Below are 17,059 nucleotides of genomic sequence, written 5' to 3' on the forward strand. Positions count from 1 at the left end.
AAACTAGCACTTTTGATCATTTCACAAAAAAACTTGAAGCACGAGGCTTCAAGTTGCGATTAGGCCAGGTGATGGCCGCTGGATTGATGAAAAAGCTGGAGCAGGTCTGGCACCGTCAGCCGAGCTTTTTCCTCGCCTGAGATGTCAACCACCACACGCCCTTCATCCAGCATGATCAGGCGGTTGCCGTACTGGATAGCGTGCTCCATGTTGTGGGTAATCATGAGAGCAGTCAACTGGTGACTGGTCACGATTTTCTGAGTCAACTGCATGACCAAATCGCTGGTCTTAGGGTCCAGGGCCGCCGTGTGCTCGTCCAAGAGCAAGAGCTTGGGCTTGACCAAGGCCGCCATAACCAGGGTTAGGGCCTGGCGTTGGCCGCCTGACAGAAACTCCGTCGCCACCTTGAGGCGGTCCTCCAGCCCTAGGCCCAGTTCTTCCAAGGCTTTGGTAAATAGCTGACGCTGCTTAGCCTTGACACCCCAGGAAAGGCCACGGCTCTCCCCACGCTTGTGGGCGATGGCCAGGTTCTCCTCAATGGTCAAACGGGAAGCCGTCCCCATGCGAGGGTCTTGAAAGACCCGGCTGATGTCCTTGGCCCGTTTGGCCGTCGGCAGGTCCTTGATGGACTGACCTTCTAGGAGAATTTCCCCCTCATCAACCAGCAGCGTTCCCGCCAGACAGTTCATGAAGGTTGATTTACCAGCCCCGTTACCACCGATAACAGAGATAAAATCCCCCTCATTGACGGTCAGGCTCAGGCCACGGAGAACATGGTTTTCATTGATGGTACCTGCTTCAAAGGTCTTGTGTAGGTTGCTTAATTCCAAGAGTTTACGCATGATGTTCTCCTCCTAACTTGGGTTTTCGGATGGCCAGTTTGCCCTGGATTTCTGGCACATAGAGCACCAGAGCCAAAAGGCCGGCCGAGAAGAATTTGACCATGTCCGCATCGACAAAGGGCAGGGACAAGATGACCAGCAAAATCAAACGGTAGATGACAGACCCCAGAACGATGGTCACCAGTCGCCAACCGATGGTCAAATCACGCACCAGCACCTCTGCGATGATGATGGAGGCCAGGCCGATAACAATGGTGCCCACCCCAGAATTGATGTCCGCGTAGCCATTATTTTGAGCCAAAAGTGCTCCGCAGAGGGCCACCAGACCGTTGGAGAGGGCGTAGCCCAGGATTTTCATGGCATCGGTGTCAATCCCGTTGGCCGCACTCATGGGAATGTTGTCCCCAGTCGAGCGGAGGGCCAGGCCAAGCTCAGTGTAGAGCAAGAGGGTCAAGAGGCCCAAAACCAGGGCCAGAACCACTAAACCGACGACCACGGCTGCCGTGGTCTTGTCCAGGCCCAAGCCCCGCAACTGGGTCAGGAGGGTTTCCTGCTTGAGCAGGGCCAGGTTGGCCTTGCCCAAAACCTTGAGGTTGACCGAGTAGAGGGCCGTCATGACCACAATCCCAGTCAAGAGGCTAGGAATTTTCATCTTGGTGTGAAGGAGACCAGCCACCAGACCAGCCAGGGCACCTCCCCCAAAAGCCAAGAGGGTGGCTAGGATGGGGTTAACCCCCTGCACGATAGCGATGGCGGCGATGGCACCACCCAAGGGGTAACTGCCCTCGGCCGTCAAATCCGCCACATCCAAAATCCGAAAGGTCAAATAGACCCCAATCACCATGACCGACCAGAGCAGGCCTTGGGAAATGCTTGAAAAAATCAATGACATCGTGTTCTTCTTTCTAATCTACTGAGAGTGTTGACAGGTCCAGGCCAAGTTTTTTAGCCATGTCCTGGTTGATATGGAGGGTCAAATCCTGGGGCAATTCCACCGCTACCTCGGCTGGTTCTTTACCAGACAGGAGCTTGACCGCCTGACGGGCCGTCTGGGCACCCAGAGCCTTGTAGTCGGTTCCGTAGGTCAAGAGACCGCCCACATCCACCATATCGGTCGAACCACCGATAACAGGGACTTGTTTCTCCACGGACAGCTCACCCACCAAGGCCATGGTTGAGGCGATGGTGTTGTCCGTTGGTACAAAGACCACATCCACCTGACCCATGAGTTTGCTGGTGGCATCCTGAACCTCATTGCTGGAGGAAATGCCAGATACCACCACCTTATAGCCTGCGGCATCCAAGGCTTTTTGCGCCTCTTTCACCTGAATTTCCGAATTGGTTTCGCTGGTGGTGTAGAGGATACCGACCGTCTTAGCTTCCGGCAGGGCTTGACCGATTAAAGCCACCTGCTTGTCAATAGGCGACTGGTCGCTGGTCCCTGTCAAAAGGCCGTCAGGCTGAGCCAAATCAGCCACCAAGCCTGCTGCAACTGGGTCCGTCACCGCCGTAAAGAGGACAGGCGTGTCCTCCGTTGCCGTGGCCAGGGCCTGGGCTGCTGGGGTGGCGATGGCCAAAACCAGGTCATTGTCCCCAACCAAACTTTCTGACAGGGTTTGGAGCTGGGCCTGGTCGGCCTGGGCATTTTGGTAGTCCCAGGTCACCTGGTAGCCCGCCGCCTCCAGTTCCGCCTCAAAGCCCTTGCGGGCCGCCGTTAAGGACTCGTGCTCCACATACTGGAGGATGCCCACCTTGACTTCTTCCGCCCCCTTCTTGTCTGTTTGTTGGCAGGCTGCCAATAGCAAAGCTGCTAAACCGACACCCACATACTTAACCAAATCTTTCATTCTATTTCCTCAATTTCTATTTCTTATTCCTCTAGGGCCTTGATGGTCTCAGGGTCAATCCCCAAGAGCTTGGCCATGTCTTCGTTGACGGCAATGCTGGTGCTTTCTGGGCTGGCAACAGCCAGGTCAGCTGGTTTTTCCCCCTTGAGAATTTTCACAGCCAATTGGCCGGCCTGTTTCCCAACCGCCTTAAAGTCCACACCAGAGGTGAAGAGCACCCCGTCCAAAACAGCCTCGTCGCTGCCCAGGGCTGGCACCTTGGCTTCCTTCAACACATCACCAATAGTAGCGATGGTTGAGGCCACCGTGTTATCCGTCGGCAGGAAAACCGCATCCACCTGGCTAGCCAGGCTGGTCATGGCCTGCTGGACGTCGTTACTGCTGGTCACCGTTTTTTCAACCACGGTGATGCCCTTGGCCTCCAAGGCTGCCCGAGCCGCCTTGGCCTGAGACTCTGAGTTGACCTCGCTTGAGGTGTAGAAGATACCAACAGTCTTGGCCTCTGGCAAGAGTTTGACCAAGAGCTCAATCTGCTTGGCCACATCTAGGGCATCGGTTGAACCCGTCATGTTACCGCCAGGTTTGTCCAAACTCTCCACCAGACCAGCAGCCACAGGGTCCGTCACCGCTGTAAAGAGGGCAGGGGTCTGGTCGTCTGCATTCAGCAAGCCTTGGGCTGCTGGGGTAGCGATGGCCAGGTGCAGGTCGTTTTTGCCCACCAACTGCTCCACCATGGCTTGCAGGTTGCTCTGGTCAGCCTGGGCATTTTCAAGAGTGACGGTCAGGTTGTCCCCCTCCACAAAGCCACCTTCAGCCAGACCTTCCAAGAAGCCCTCACGAGCCGCATCCAGGGCTGGGTGCTCCGCAAACTGGATAATGCCCAGCTCAACCGTCTCATCCTTGGCAGTCTGACCACAAGCAGCCAGGCTCAGGGCAGCTAGGCTAGTAACAGTGACAAACTTGGTCAATTTAGCGATTTTAGAAAACTTAGTAAACATAAACAACTCCTTTTTGATGTAAAAAACAAGAAAACCACCTAGATAAACTCTAAGTGGTTTCCCAAAAGGATTGCCTAAAAAACGACAAGGCTGGTGTGTCCACTTAGATTTTATCATCTATGTGGACAGACAACGCAAAAGTCCTGGCTCCCCATAGATACAAACAACTGTTTGGTGTGTTTGTACCTATGCTTAGCATAAGGACAAACACTATCTAAAGTAGCCATAATAGAAAGCTGCAACAACGATAGTTCGTGTTTGGTTGGTCACCATACCCTAATCCTCCTTTGATTGATTTGTTATTAGTTTACGCTATTTTGGTCACGCTGTCAAGCATTATTTGTGCCAATAATCAGTTTTTTCAAAAAATAGGTCTAAGCTTTCTTTTCTTCTTGATTTTTGTTAAACTAGTTCCATGAAAAGATTATCTTATTTGATAGCTATCAGTCTCCTACTGACAGCCTGCACAGCAAATCAATCCAGTAGCCCAACCAACTCTAGCAGCTCAGCTATTGCCCAAAGTCAAGTCACTCAGGAAGAGGCCCTGACCTACAAGGACTATGTGGCCAGTCTGACGCCTATCAGTTTTGATGAGCTGGCCCAGAAAATGGCCAAAGGCGAGTCTTTCCACCTCTTTTTAGGGCGGGAAACCTGCAAGTACTGCAACATTTTTGTGCCTAAGCTCCATCAGGTGCTGAGCGAGCAGCCGACCACAGTCTACTACTACAACACCGAAGACGCTAGCGACCAAAACCTCCAGGCCTTCCGTGACAAGTTTGGCATCCAAACCGTGCCTAACCTCAGCTACTACGAGGGCGACCAACAGATCGCAACCCTAGAAAAGGGAAGCGAGTCCAGCCTTGAGGAAATTGCTGCTATTTTAGACTTGGCGGCCGATTCAAGTTCTTGACAAAAGCGTTTTCATCGGCTATACTAAAAGTGTTAACCAAATACCACAAAGGAGTGCCTCTGGCTGAGATTGCGTTTCGCAAAATCCTCATGACCTGATCTCGTTAGGACGAGCGTAGGGATTGTGCCATTAAGCTTAAGCCCCTCCTTTGTGACCCGCACAAAGGAGATTTTTATTCCCACAACCGCTTGCCCTTGCTGACCGAGATTGCTATTTTTACTGCCCTGGCTGTTATCTTTGACCGCCTGACCCTCTTCACCATGCCCCAGGGAGGGAGCGTGACCTTGGTCATGTTGCCCATTTTTCTTCTGGCCTTTCGCCGAGGGGGGACAGCTGGGCTGACCTGTGGTTTCTTGGTTGGCACCATCCAGCTCATTTTCGGTGGCTACTTCCTCAACCTCTTCCAGGTAGCTCTTGACTACCTCTTAGCCTATGCTGCGGTGGGGCTGGCTGGCTACTTCAAATCGGCCAAACCGCTGACCCTGCCGATACTGATTAGTGGGAGTGTCCTAGCTGGCTTGAGCCGCCTGACCAGCCACGTCCTCTCTGGCATCATCTTCTATGGTGACTACGCTCCAGCAGGCACTCCTGTTTGGCTCTACTCTCTGATCTACAACGGGAGCTTTTTGATACCCGCTCTGCTCCTAGCCATTCTGGCCCTGGTTCTTCTCCACCACAGTCGGCCACAATTCTTCTTGTCCAATTCATTCTGAGCTTACAAATCCTCTAAAACGTGCTATAATGGAACCATTATGGCACGTTTTTAGTGACCAAATCCGTTAGATTGGAGTTTCTATGATTTCTTGGATTACTCGCCTGATCAAAGGCGTTGTCATCGCCCTGGGCTTTATCCTGCCTGGGGTTTCTGGCGGGGTACTGGCCTCGATTTTAGGCCTCTACGAACGCCTGATTGGCTTTTTGGCCAATATCCGCAAGGACTTTGTCCAAAATGTCCTCTTCTTCATCCCTGTCGGGATTGGGGGGATTTTGGGGATTGCCCTCTTCTCAGCCCCCTTGGAGTACCTCCTGGCCAACTACCAGGTCCCTGTCCTCTGGGCCTTTACCGGGGCCATCCTGGGCACCCTGCCCTCGCTCTGGCAGGAAAGCACCCAAAAATCCCAGCGAGACAGCCTGGACTGGCTGACCCTGATTGGCACCTTTTTAGTGTCTGGGGTCTTGCTCTACTTCCTCAACAACCTGGTCGGCACCATTCCAGCCAACTTCGCTGGCTTTGTTTTGGCGGGTAGCCTGATTGCCCTGGGCATCCTGGTGCCTGGCCTGTCCCCCTCTAACCTGCTCCTGATCATGGGCCTCTACTCGCCCATGTTGGCCGGCTTCAAGAACCTGGACCTGCTGGGGGTCTTCCTGCCCATCGCCATCGGTGGTGCCCTGGCCATGATCCTCTTTTCCAAGGCCATGGACTACGCCCTCAAGACCTGGCACTCCCGGGTCTACCACTTCATCCTAGGCCTGGTCCTGTCCAGCACCCTCCTCATTGTCCTGCCTAACCCTTACAGCACCGAGTCCATCTCTTACGCTGGTTTAGGCTTTGGGGAAATGGCTAGCGCTGCTCTGCTATTTCTCGGAGGCATCGGCCTGGGGCTTTGGATGACCAAGCTGGAGGACACCTACAAGTGAGCAAGAAAACCAAGTTAAAAAAGACCCTGGTCGAGCAGATTTTGGACAAGGCGGGTGTCGCCCATGAGGCCATCGCCTTTGACCAGCTGCCCCCAGAAGAGCGGGCCAGCATCCCCCAAGACCAGATTTTCAAAACCCTGGCCCTGACTGGGGACAAGACGGGACCGGTCATCGGAATTGTGCCCCTGACTGCCCAGCTGTCGGAGAAAAAACTGGCCAAGCTGTCAGGCAATAAAAAAGTGGCCATGGTGGCCCAAAAGGACCTGCAAAAAACGACCGGCTACGTCCACGGGGCCAACAACCCTGTCGGTATCCGCCAGAAACACGCCTACCCTATTTTTATCGACCAAACGGCTCTGGAGCTGGGGGAGATGATTGTTTCGGCTGGCGAAGTCGGTCGTAGCATCAAGATTGACGCTCAAGTCTTGACTGACTTTGTTGGGGCAAGCATTGCTGACCTCAAGGAGGACAAATGAGCGATTTTAAGATTAGCCCGATTACAGCCTTTGATAACTACGACCTCAAGCGGTTGGACCCAGGACAGGTGGAACTGACCACCGTCGTTAGCCAAACCACCCTGAATGTCTACGGAGCGGCCCACGGCGGCTACCTCTTCACCCTGGCCGACCAAGTTGCCGGACTGGTTTGCCTGTCTCTGGGCAAGACCGCCGTCACCATCCAAGCCAACATCAACTACCTGAGGCCAGGCCAGCTGGGCGACCAACTCCTGGTCACTGGTCAAATCAGCCACGACGGCCGCACTACCAAGCTGGTTGAGGTCACCATCACCAACCCAGACCACCAGCCTGTCTGCAAGGTCAGCTTCACCATGTTTGTGACTGGGGAGAGTGACATCAAACTAACTTAATCAATCACCTGCTCCTCTGGCAGGTGATTTTTTAAGTTTCTACTTGACATTGCCTAGTAGGTTTGATAGACTAAGATTAAATAAACTACTTGATTTAACCAAGTAGCGAAAGAAAAGGTGGTGGGTGACTTGGTGGATAGTCAATTGCTCAAAGGGGTTTTAGAGGGCTGTGTCCTCAGTATCATCAGCCGACAGGAAACCTACGGCTATCAAATTTTAAGCGATTTGGAAACGGAAGGTCTGACAGATATCGGGGAGGGGACCCTCTATCCTGTCCTGACCCGACTCAGCAAAAACGGCTTGATTGCCTGCCGCAAGGCCAAGTCTCCTCTGGGACCCATACGAAACTACTACACCATCACCCCCAGCGGGCAAGAACGGCTGAATCAATTCAAAGCTGAATTTGACCTGCTGACCAGAACAACGGCTAATATTTTAAGCAAGGAGGACTAGCCATGAACCCATTTTATCTCGCTGAAAACCTGATTGCCGACTACAAGGAAGTCTTTGAGCAGGCTGTTCTCTACGGCAGTAATCAAAAGTTGAGCGAACATGATTTTGAGGAGGCCTTGCTCAACCTTTACGACCTGCTCTACACGGCCCAAACTGAGGGCAAGCCGGTCCAAGACCTGATTAAGACCGATGTCAATAGCTTCTGCCAAGCCTATTTTGACGGGCTAGAGGTCCATCGTGTCCTCCAGCACTGGCCCAAACTGGTCTGGCAGTCAGCCAAGACCCTCTTGATTATTGAAGGCATCATCTTTTCCTTGGACTGGCTAGCTGGGACTAGAGAAAATGCCATCAACTTGGCTTATTATGCCTATGGCATGGGAATTGCTTTTCTGCTGGACACCCTCGTCAAATGGATTTACCAGCTGGTCAAGAGACACCAGGCGTTTAGAGCAAAATATTTCTATGCTTTCTGCTTGGTCATGGTCCTCCTAAGTATCCTCCTGTCCGTACAGTTAGGTAAGGCCTTCCCCCTCCTGGCTCCTCGCCTCTGGGTTCTGGCCATCGCTTTGGGCATCTTCTGCCTGCTCAGCCTTTTCCAAGGGATAAAAAATCAGAAAACCTATGGCCGATGGACCAATCCCGAGGAACGTGCGGCCAAGCGGGAGAAAAGAGGCCTCACCAAGCAGATGAGTGAGCAAGCCTTTGACCAGGCCTATACCAGAGAGTACAAAAAGAAGGTCAGAAAGAGCCTGACCAAGGGCAAGAGCCTGGACACCATCGTGGCCAAGATTAAGAAAGACATCCGTCTGGAAGAGAAATTATTTCACCTCCTTCCCTGGTTTGCTGGGCTGATTTACCCCTTCTTCATTGCTATCGAAATCAACAACTCAACCCCAATGGACCTGCTGATCTACATGGTTCTCCAGGGCAGCATTCAAGGTGCCTGGTGGATCTGGTTTCGAAGATTCCTCGTCAAGTCCCATGCCCAGCGACAACTCTTTTTGCAAGAACTGATGGCTAATCAAGATCGACTAGATGACTTTTTGGACACTTAGTTTTTGAGAACAATGCTGTATTTTATTTTCACGAAAATTTCAGAAAAAATCCCCAATCTCACCAGTCCCACTAAAAAAAGCGGGTACGAAACCCGCTCCTTAAAGGACTTGTAATTATTTTAACGGTGTTAGTTACAAACTGGCTGAGCCAGTTTCCTTTAATCTGTTCGACCACTTGGGTGGTCTTTTTTCTTTTATTGATTTATTGGGCCAGGCCTTGGGCAATCTTGTCCAAGTTCCAGGCCATCATGGCGTAGTAAGAATCGCCTTCCTGGCCTTTTTCAGCCACGGAATCGGTAAAAATGTCTGCGTAGATTGGCAAACCAGTGTCCTTGGACACGGCTTCCATAGGCCGTCTGTCCACCGAGGACTCGATAAAGAGGACTGGCACCTGGGACTGGCGAAGTTGCTCCACCAGCTTGGTCACCTGTTCAGGCGTGCCTTCTTCCTCGGTGTTGATTTCCCAGATGTAGGCCGACGGCACCCCGTAGGCGGCTGAAAAGTACTTGAAGGCTCCCTCACTGGTCACAATCAATTTCTTCTCCTCTGGAATGGCTGCAAAGGCTGCCTTGGCTTTCTGGTCCAGTTCCTCCAACTTGGCCACATAGGCATCCAGGTTCTTCTGGTAGGTCGCCTTGTTGGCCGGGTCCTTGGCCATCAGGGTCTTGGCGATGTTGGTGGCGTAGATGATGCCGTTTTCCAGATTGAGCCAGGCGTGGGGATCTTCCTTGCCCGCCTGGTGCTGGCCCTCCAGGTAGATGACCTTGACCCCATCGCTGACCGCAAAATAGTCCTCGTTTTCCACCTTGCCCGTCAACTTGATGAGCTTGGTGAACCAGGCATCGCCCCCTGTTTCCAGGTTGAGACCGTTGTAGAAGACCACATCGGCCGCCGTCGCCTTTTCCATGTCCGCCGCCAGCGGTTCGTACTCGTGCGGGTCCTGGCCGATGGGCACGATGCTGTGGAGGTCGATGAGCTCACCCGCCACCTCCTGCGTCATGTCCGCCAGGATGGAGTTGGTCACCACCACCTTGAGCTTGCCGCTCGCTTCTTCTGTCTTTGGGGAATGGGCAGAGCAGGCCACCAAGAGGCTGGTCAGTAAGAGGGCCAAGAGGGCGTAGAGTTTTTTCATGTCTGTTTTCCTTTCTGTCTAAAAATGGTTTGTTTGGGAGAGAAAAGAAAAACAGTGATGAAAAATAAGGTGGCCACCAGGACGATACTAGAGCCGACTGGCAGGTTGAAACTGTATCCCAGAAAGATACCGACTAGGGACGCCAGCATTCCCAAAAGAGCTGAGAGAGCCATCATGGCCCGCAAACTCTGGGTCAGGAGGTAGGCCGTGGCTGCCGGGGTGATGAGCAGGGCCACGATGAGGACTGTGCCCACGCTCTGCATGGCCACCACCGAAACCAGGGTCAGGCAGACCATGAGCAGGTAGTGGTAGCGGCTGACCTTGAGACCCATGGCCTGAGCCAAAATGGGGTCAAAGCTGGTCAGCTTGAGGGGCTTGAAAAAGACCAGCAGAACCAGCAGGACCGCGGCCGACACGGCTAGAGTCACCCACTTATCGCTGTCCTGAACCGCCAGAACATTGCCAAAGAGGATATGGGACAGGTCGGTCGAGCTCTTGGCCAGGCTAATCAGAATAATCCCCAGGGCCAGAAAGGCCGAGAAGGTAATCCCGATGGCCGTGTCCCCCTTAACGGTCGAGTTCTCCTTGACAAAGGTGATAAGAACCGCCGCCATAAGACCAAAGACCAGGGCTCCAACCAAGTAGTTGAGGCCAAGCAGGTAGGAAATGGCCACCCCAGGCAGGACCGCATGGGCGATGGCATCTCCCATCAAGGACATGGACCGCAGGATGATAAAGCATCCCAAAGCACCAGCCACCGCCCCAATAACCAGGGCTGTAACCAGGGCATTTTGCAGGAACTGGTAGGATGCTACCGCCTCGACAAAGCGACTAAGCATGGGCCACCTCCCAACCGAGGACTAAAACCTCGCCATAGGCTGCCCGCAGCTGGTCAGGGGTGAAAACCTGGTCCACTGCCCCTGCCGCCACCAGCTGGCGGTTGAGGATGACCAGTTGGTCAAAGTAGGCTCTGACCGTGTTCAGGTCATGATGAACCACCAGAATCAGCTTGCCCGCTGCCCGCAAGTCTCGCAAGAGCTGGATAATCAAGTCCTCGCTGACCCTGTCAATGCCCACAAAGGGCTCATCCAGAAGCAATACCTCTGCCTCCTGAACCAGGCACCTAGCCAGCAGCATGCGTTGAAACTGACCACCCGACAGGGCTGCGATGGGCCGTTTGGCCAGGTCGGTCAAGCCTAGCTGGTCCAGAACCTCGGCCACTCGGTCCCAATGAGTCTGGCTCAGACGGCCAAAGGCCCCCAGCTCCTGGTAAAAGCCTAGCGACACGCATTCCCTAACCGTCATGGGAAAGCTGACGTCAATCTGACTTTTTTGGGCCACATAGGCCACTTTTTGATAAATGGCAGAGCCGGTTTGACCCGCCACGCGAATGGTCCCCTGAAAGGGGACCAGGCCCAAGAGGGCCTTGATCAGGCTGGACTTGCCTGCACCGTTGGGGCCAATCAGACCCACGATGCCAGGTCCAGTCAGTTCCAAACTCACCCTGTCCAGAACCTGATGGCGACCGTCATAAGACACGGTCAGATCTTCTATAATTATCATTACTATTCTCCTTTTTGAAAATCCTCTACAAACCGAGGCTTTCATGAACCAATTAACAATAATTACAATCACTTCATTATCATATAAAGTCTAAAAAAAGTCAAGAGTTTATCAGCAAGACCACCATTTACATTCTTTCGGTAAATTTTCAGAAAAAATCGCTAGGCAAAAGCCTAACGATTGCTTTACTCATGATGACAGAGGCCCTCAACCAGGGCAGCGATGTCACTCGGTCTTGTTCGGCAGCAACCGCCGACAATCTTAGCTCCCAGAGCCTGCCACTCCTTGGTCATGTCCAAGAGACTGGCTGACACCGCAGCATTGGCCTGCCAGGTCTGGGTCTGGCCATCATAAATCTCCCCTGAGTTAGGGTAGGTCACCAAGGGTTTTTGGCTCCCCTTTCTCAATTGGCTCAGGGCCTCCTGGAAAATCAGCGGCGAGCTACAATTGAGCCCTAGTGCTAAAATCTGATCCTGCTGGTCACAGTAGTTGGCCACCTCAAGCAAGGGTGTCCCATCAGACAGGGTCAGGCCATCTTGGGAAGTCACCGACAGGTAGGCCTCCACCTGAGGGAAATCCTCCGCCAAGAGTTCAGCCAAGGCTTGAACCTCCTCATAATTTGGTACAGTTTCTAAGGCCAGCAACTCCACGCCTTGGTCAACCAGGATGGCAAGCCGTTCCCGATGGAAGTCCTTGAGGGCCTCTTTGCCAATCGCATAGCGGCCCGTGTACTCCGAACCGTCGGCCAAATAGGCCGCATAGGGCCCCACATCACCACTAATTAAAGGGTAAGGGCGACCAGCTTTTTCGGTTGCTGTCAACTGAGACCAGACCTCCTCGCGAGCTTCCTTGGCCAGGGTCACGGTCAGCTTGACGATATCACGAGCCTGGTCTGCTGTCAAACCAGCCTCTACCAAGCCTGGCAGGGTGGCCTGGTAGGTGGAGGTGGTCACCAGATCACAACCTGCTAAAAGGTAGTCCTTGTGGATGGCCTTAATCAGCTCAGGTTGGGTCAAGAGGTACTTGGCCGACCACAATTTCCCTGACACATCATGGCCACGATATTCCAATTCCGTCCCCAAGGCCCCATGCAAAATCAACTGGTCTTGACTCTCTAACAAGTCCTTAAAACGTCCCATTGGTTTCTCCTAAAATTTCTTGTAGCGAATATAGTAGTAAGCATAGCAGGCAATCATGAAAGGAATGCCGAAGTAAAGGCCAGCTACCTGACCTGGGTCAAAGGCAATGCCCACGATGGACAAGACCAGCAAAATGGTCGTTAGCCAAGGCAGCACCGGTGAAAACGGCGTCTTGTAAGTCAGCTCATCTTCTGAATGCTCCTTGAGCCATTCTTTGCGGAAATTAATCTGGGCAAGCGGAATGGCCAACCAAGCAATGACCACTGCAAAACCAGCGATAGAAACCAGGGCCAAAAAGATGGTGTCTGCCGCATAAATGCTAGCCAAAAGGGCAATCAGAACCCCAGCCATAGACAGGAGCATGCCCCGCATAGGAACACCATTCTTATTGAGTTTGACAATTTTTTCGCTAATCATGCCCTCATTGGCCAGAGACCAGAGCATGCGGCTCGTGGCATAGAGGCCTGAGTTGGATGCTGACAGGATAGCTGTTAGGATGATGAAGTTCATGACATCCGCAGCGTAAGGGATGTTGAGCTTGTCCAAAACTGCTACGAATGGGGCCTCAGACACACCCGCCTCAGCCATTGGCAAGAGGGCAGCCAGAACCACAATGGTCAAGCTAAAGAAGATGACCAAGAGGGTAATGGTCTGACGGATGGCCTTAGGCAGGGCCTCCTTAGGATTATCCGTCTCACCAGCGGCAATCCCAATCATCTCGACACCTGAAAAAGCATAGTTAACTGACAACATGACCGACACCACTCCGATAAATCCCTTAGGCAAAAGTCCCTCAGCCGTCAGATTACTAAAAAGTGGTGCAGCAGTCGTGCCCTCGATGGGCAAGACTCCAAAAATAGCCAACAAGCCAAGGACAATAAAGCCAACAATAGCATAAACCTTGATGCTGGATAGGTAGTACTCCGCCTCCGCAAAGGCTCCGACACTCAAGGTGTTTAGGGCAAATATCAGAGCGGCAAAGAGGCTTGCAAAGATCCAAACAGGAACCGTTGGGAACCAGCGTTGCATGAGCAAACCTGCCCCGACAAACTGTGAAGCCAAGGCCACCACCCAGCAAATCCAGTACATCCAAGCCACCATGAAACCCGTTCCTGGGCTAATGTACTTGGTCGCATAGGTGTGGAAAGAGCCCGTCACGGGCATGGCAACTGCCAACTCTCCCAGAGAAAACATGACCAGATAGACCATGACTGCCCCAAACAAGTAGGCAAAAATGGCCCCAAAGGGCCCCGCCTGGCCAATGGTATAGCCAGAACTCAAGAAGAGCCCTGTACCGATAACCCCACCGATTGATAACATGTTCAGGTGGCGAGCGGTCATTTCCCGCTTAAATTCCCCCTGATTGGTCACCTGATGATTTTTTTCTTCCATATGTCCTCCTTAAAAATAAGATACTCCTATCCTATCACAGTCGTTTTCTGAAAGCAATGTTTTCAAGTATAGGATTTTTAGCCCGCAACTTATAGTTTGAAACTATATGGCAAAAAAACTGGGACAACCCAGTTCTTTATGCTTATTTCTCTAGCTAATCGTCCAAGACTTGTTCATCAAGCCACTCTGTATAGGCTGCGGTCTCTTGGCAAGAAGTTATCCAATTCGCTAAAAAGGCTTCTGTCACTAAACGATCACCCTTAACCAGTTGAACGGACTCACCCATGTTTTTAAGCGTCTGTACCAGCTCTTGCAAGGTCATCAATTCTTCCAAATCAAGTATGGAAACCTTGAACATCACCTCTTCAGCTAGAAGCTTGGCTTTTAGTTCCCCAGCGCCATCCCTTGTGTATGACCGAAACAAACGGCAGAGGTCAATCACTTGTTTTGGACCACGGATAATCAATCCTAGTGCCTTATCATCTGCCATATTTAGCCCTTAAAAATCGCTCCTGCTTCTTGTCCAGACGCAGCAAAATCACCACCTTGTCGATAGACATGTTGCTCTCAAGCAGGCGTTCGGCCGCCATCATGAGGCCGTTGTTGATGCCCAGCTCCAAAATCGGGTTGCGTTTGTCGTTGACGTCCACGATAAACTTGTTGTCTGGCAGGTCAAAGAGAACCTTAACCGCCCCGTATAGCTGCTCAAAGCTGTCAATCTCCAGGTCAAAGACCGGCTTGGTCCCCTTTTTGAGGGTCCGGCCTCGGTGGTTGAACCACATGGACCGCCAGCCCCCGTTATGGGCCCCCATGACATCGTTGTCATAGGAGTCCCCCACATAGAGGGTGGTTGCTGGGTTGAAGTCAAATTGCTGGGCAGCCAGGTTGAAAATTTCCTTCTCAGGTTTTTGGAAGCCAGTGGCCTGGCTGACGATGACCCGTTTAGGGTCAACATAGTCATAAAGACCAAGTTTTTTGACCTTTTTCAATTGGTGCTCGGTTGGGCCGTTGGTGATGACCCCCATGGGAACACCCTTGGACTTGAGGAAATCCAGGGTCATCCGCATCTCATCCAACATGGTGATGTTGTCCAACTCATGCTCGTAAACCTCCTGGAAATGAACCCCTGTCGCCTCATCAATTTCTCGGTAACCAAATTCCAGCAGGGTCTCCTTGCAACGCCAAAAACGGAAATATTCCACCGTCCACTCCCCAGCCATGACCCGAGGAAAACCGATGTCCGAGTAATGGCGGAAACGGATATAGGCCGGCTTGATCTGGCTCATGTCAAAGTCTGGAAAGCACTTTTCCATGGCAATCCGATAAGGGGCCTGCTGGTCATAAATGGTATCGTCAACGTCAAACACGATTGCTGTAATCATGATCCACCTTCTTCTAACTTTTTCTACATCCTATATTATACGATTTTTCAAGAAAAACTTCAAACCCTGCTCGGCCATTTTCCAAAAGAAAGAGCGTGCGTTTCGAGGTTTTTTATGGTAAAATGGGGAGAAATGACACTTTTGGAGGAAACTATGTCACATCTTGAAGAACTCAACGACCAGCAGCTGGTCCGCCGTGAAAAAATGCAGGCCCTGGCCGCCGCTGGAATCGACCCCTTTGGCAAACGCTTTGACCGCACCGCAAATTCTGACGAGCTTAAACGCCAATTTGACGACAAAACCAAGGAAGAATTGGAAGCCCTTGGAGCGACCGCTGTTATCGCTGGCCGTCTCATGACCAAGCGTGGCAAGGGTAAGGCTGGCTTTGCCCACATCCAGGACCGTGAAGGCCAAATCCAGATTTACGTCCGCAAGGATGATGTCGGTGAGGAGGCTTACGAGATTTTCCTCAAGGCTGACCTGGGCGACTTTTTGGGCGTTGAGGGTACCATCTTCAAAACCAACGTGGGTGAGCTCTCGCTCCACGCCACCAAACTGACCCACCTGTCCAAGGCCCTGCGTCCTCTGCCAGAGAAATTCCACGGTTTGACCGATGTGGAGACCATCTACCGCAAGCGTTACTTGGATTTGATCACTAACCGTGACAGCTTTGACCGCTTTGTGACCCGTTCTAAGGTCATCGCTGAAATCCGCCGTTACCTGGACGGGCTTGGCTTCCTTGAAGTGGAAACCCCTGTTCTCCACAACGAGGCTGGCGGTGCTGCTGCTCGGCCATTTATCACCCACCACAATGCCCAAGGCATCGACATGGTGCTTCGTATCGCAACCGAACTCCACCTCAAACGCCTGATTGTCGGTGGTATGGAGAAGGTCTATGAAATCGGCCGTATTTTCCGTAACGAAGGGATGGACGCTACCCACAACCCTGAGTTTACCTCTATCGAGGTTTACGAGGCTTATGCGGATTACCTGGACATCATGAATTTGACTGAGGGCATTATCCAGCACGTGGCCAAGGCTGTTAAGGGCGACGAGCCAGTTATCTACCAAGAGACTGAAATCAAGCTCCACGAGCCTTTCAAACGGGTTCACATGGTTGACGCCATCAAGGAAGAGGCTGGCGTGGACTTCTGGCAGGACATGACCTTGGAAGAGGCCATCGCCATCGCCAAGGAAAAACACGTGCCAGTTGAAAAACACTACACCGAAGTGGGTCACATCATCAACGCCTTCTTTGAGGAGTACGTGGAGAAGACCCTGATTCAGCCAACCTTTGTTTACGGCCACCCAGTTGCCGTGTCACCACTCGCTAAGAAAAATGACGAGGACCCACGCTTCACCGACCGCTTCGAGCTCTTCATCATGACAAAAGAATACGGTAACGCCTTTACCGAGCTCAATGACCCGATTGACCAGCTGGAACGCTTTAAGGCTCAGGCTGCCGCCAAAGAGCTGGGCGATGACGAAGCAACCGGTATCGACTACGACTACGTTGAGGCCCTGGAGTACGGCATGCCACCAACTGGTGGTCTGGGCATCGGTATCGACCGCCTCTGCATGCTCTTGACGGACACCACGACCATTCGGGATGTGTTGCTGTTTCCGACAATGAAATCTCTATAGGTTGGGATAAGAGCTTAGTCACCACAGCAAGTTCACACCTCGCTTTCTCGTTTTTAGGAGAGGTGCTGACACAGTCCACTGGACTGTTAAAGTCCCAACGATGAAGTCAATCTAGGTGGGGAACAAATTTCCGAAACCACAACAGGTACTCCGTTCGCTGTCCAATTTTCAGGCGAACTGCTGAAGAAACCCAGAA

General features: G+C 52.3%; 19 protein-coding genes and 1 riboswitch. Of the genes, 8 read left to right on the plus strand and 11 right to left on the minus strand.

The features are described from left to right. Nucleotides 1–59: 59 nt before the first annotated feature. The 4 genes from AC3ARB_RS08235 to AC3ARB_RS08250 are packed head-to-tail and all read right to left on the minus strand — an operon-like array spanning nucleotide 60 to nucleotide 3,687. Entirely contained in the window at nucleotides 60–842 is a 783-nt protein-coding gene (locus tag AC3ARB_RS08235) for an ABC transporter ATP-binding protein (protein ID WP_488320088.1), read from the minus strand. Next, nucleotides 835–1,734: an ABC transporter permease gene (locus tag AC3ARB_RS08240; RefSeq protein WP_488320089.1), complete on the minus strand. Its 900-nt coding sequence runs from the start codon at nucleotides 1,732–1,734 to the stop codon at nucleotides 835–837. Before AC3ARB_RS08240 ends, AC3ARB_RS08235 begins: the two co-directional genes overlap by 8 nt. Nucleotides 1,735–1,747: 13 nt before the next feature. Then, nucleotides 1,748–2,689: an ABC transporter substrate-binding protein gene (locus tag AC3ARB_RS08245; RefSeq protein WP_488320090.1), complete on the minus strand. Its 942-nt coding sequence runs from the start codon at nucleotides 2,687–2,689 to the stop codon at nucleotides 1,748–1,750. A gap of 23 nt (nucleotides 2,690–2,712) precedes the next feature. After that, a complete protein-coding gene (locus AC3ARB_RS08250) occupies nucleotides 2,713–3,687 on the minus strand; it encodes an ABC transporter substrate-binding protein (RefSeq protein WP_488320091.1) in 975 nt (324 codons plus the stop codon). Between the two features lie 415 nt (nucleotides 3,688–4,102). Between AC3ARB_RS08250 and AC3ARB_RS08255 the strand changes: the two genes are divergently transcribed. The 7 genes from AC3ARB_RS08255 to AC3ARB_RS08285 all read left to right on the plus strand — a co-directional run bounded on the left by AC3ARB_RS08255 (nucleotide 4,103) and on the right by AC3ARB_RS08285 (nucleotide 8,611). Continuing rightward, entirely contained in the window at nucleotides 4,103–4,597 is a 495-nt protein-coding gene (locus tag AC3ARB_RS08255; protein ID WP_488320092.1) for a DUF6568 family protein, read from the plus strand. 39 nt (nucleotides 4,598–4,636) lie between these two features. Further along, nucleotides 4,637–4,735, plus strand: a riboswitch (TPP riboswitch). 56 nt (nucleotides 4,736–4,791) lie between these two features. Next, on the plus strand, nucleotides 4,792–5,310 hold the full coding sequence (gene thiT, locus AC3ARB_RS08260) for an energy-coupled thiamine transporter ThiT (RefSeq protein WP_488320093.1): 519 nt from the start codon (nucleotides 4,792–4,794) through the stop codon (nucleotides 5,308–5,310). Nucleotides 5,311–5,392: 82 nt separating this feature from the next. Next, the gene (locus tag AC3ARB_RS08265) at nucleotides 5,393–6,235 is read left to right on the plus strand and encodes a DUF368 domain-containing protein (RefSeq protein ID WP_488320094.1); all 843 of its coding nucleotides are present in this window, start codon (nucleotides 5,393–5,395) and stop codon (nucleotides 6,233–6,235) included. Next, entirely contained in the window at nucleotides 6,232–6,711 is a 480-nt protein-coding gene (locus tag AC3ARB_RS08270; protein ID WP_488320095.1) for an aminoacyl-tRNA deacylase, read from the plus strand. The genes AC3ARB_RS08265 and AC3ARB_RS08270 overlap by 4 nt, the downstream gene beginning before the upstream one ends. Then, complete coding sequence (locus tag AC3ARB_RS08275) at nucleotides 6,708–7,103, plus strand: PaaI family thioesterase (RefSeq protein WP_488320096.1); 396 nt, start codon at nucleotides 6,708–6,710, stop codon at nucleotides 7,101–7,103. Before AC3ARB_RS08270 ends, AC3ARB_RS08275 begins: the two co-directional genes overlap by 4 nt. A 132-nt stretch (nucleotides 7,104–7,235) precedes the next feature. Continuing rightward, entirely contained in the window at nucleotides 7,236–7,556 is a 321-nt protein-coding gene (locus AC3ARB_RS08280) for a PadR family transcriptional regulator (RefSeq protein ID WP_488321552.1), read from the plus strand. 2 nt (nucleotides 7,557–7,558) lie between these two features. Further along, complete coding sequence (locus AC3ARB_RS08285) at nucleotides 7,559–8,611, plus strand: hypothetical protein (protein WP_488320097.1); 1,053 nt, start codon at nucleotides 7,559–7,561, stop codon at nucleotides 8,609–8,611. Nucleotides 8,612–8,813: 202 nt separating this feature from the next. Here the strand turns inward: AC3ARB_RS08285 and AC3ARB_RS08290 are convergent, their stop codons facing one another. The 7 genes from AC3ARB_RS08290 to AC3ARB_RS08320 all read right to left on the minus strand — a co-directional run bounded on the left by AC3ARB_RS08290 (nucleotide 8,814) and on the right by AC3ARB_RS08320 (nucleotide 15,219). Further along, nucleotides 8,814–9,743, minus strand: coding sequence for a metal ABC transporter substrate-binding lipoprotein (locus AC3ARB_RS08290; protein ID WP_488320098.1), 930 nt, complete (start codon nucleotides 9,741–9,743; stop codon nucleotides 8,814–8,816). Next, nucleotides 9,740–10,582, minus strand: a complete 843-nt coding sequence (locus AC3ARB_RS08295) for an iron chelate uptake ABC transporter family permease subunit (protein ID WP_488320099.1) — start codon at nucleotides 10,580–10,582, stop codon at nucleotides 9,740–9,742. The genes AC3ARB_RS08290 and AC3ARB_RS08295 overlap by 4 nt, the downstream gene beginning before the upstream one ends. After that, nucleotides 10,575–11,306, minus strand: coding sequence for a metal ABC transporter ATP-binding protein (locus tag AC3ARB_RS08300; protein WP_488320100.1), 732 nt, complete (start codon nucleotides 11,304–11,306; stop codon nucleotides 10,575–10,577). The genes AC3ARB_RS08295 and AC3ARB_RS08300 overlap by 8 nt, the downstream gene beginning before the upstream one ends. A gap of 185 nt (nucleotides 11,307–11,491) precedes the next feature. Then, on the minus strand, nucleotides 11,492–12,445 hold the full coding sequence (gene mmuM, locus AC3ARB_RS08305) for a homocysteine S-methyltransferase (protein ID WP_488320101.1): 954 nt from the start codon (nucleotides 12,443–12,445) through the stop codon (nucleotides 11,492–11,494). A gap of 9 nt (nucleotides 12,446–12,454) precedes the next feature. After that, on the minus strand, nucleotides 12,455–13,837 hold the full coding sequence (locus tag AC3ARB_RS08310) for an amino acid permease (protein ID WP_488320102.1): 1,383 nt from the start codon (nucleotides 13,835–13,837) through the stop codon (nucleotides 12,455–12,457). A 154-nt stretch (nucleotides 13,838–13,991) separates the two neighbouring features. Further along, complete coding sequence (locus AC3ARB_RS08315) at nucleotides 13,992–14,327, minus strand: hypothetical protein (protein WP_488320103.1); 336 nt, start codon at nucleotides 14,325–14,327, stop codon at nucleotides 13,992–13,994. Then, complete coding sequence (locus AC3ARB_RS08320; RefSeq protein ID WP_488320104.1) at nucleotides 14,317–15,219, minus strand: HAD family hydrolase; 903 nt, start codon at nucleotides 15,217–15,219, stop codon at nucleotides 14,317–14,319. Before AC3ARB_RS08320 ends, AC3ARB_RS08315 begins: the two co-directional genes overlap by 11 nt. A gap of 153 nt (nucleotides 15,220–15,372) precedes the next feature. Here AC3ARB_RS08320 and lysS point away from each other — a divergent pair, with 153 nt between their 5' ends. Next, nucleotides 15,373–16,863, plus strand: a complete 1,491-nt coding sequence (gene lysS / locus AC3ARB_RS08325; RefSeq protein WP_488320105.1) for a lysine--tRNA ligase — start codon at nucleotides 15,373–15,375, stop codon at nucleotides 16,861–16,863. Nucleotides 16,864–17,059: the final 196 nt, after the last annotated feature.

Source organism: Streptococcus sp. ZY171113, assembly GCF_057748235.1.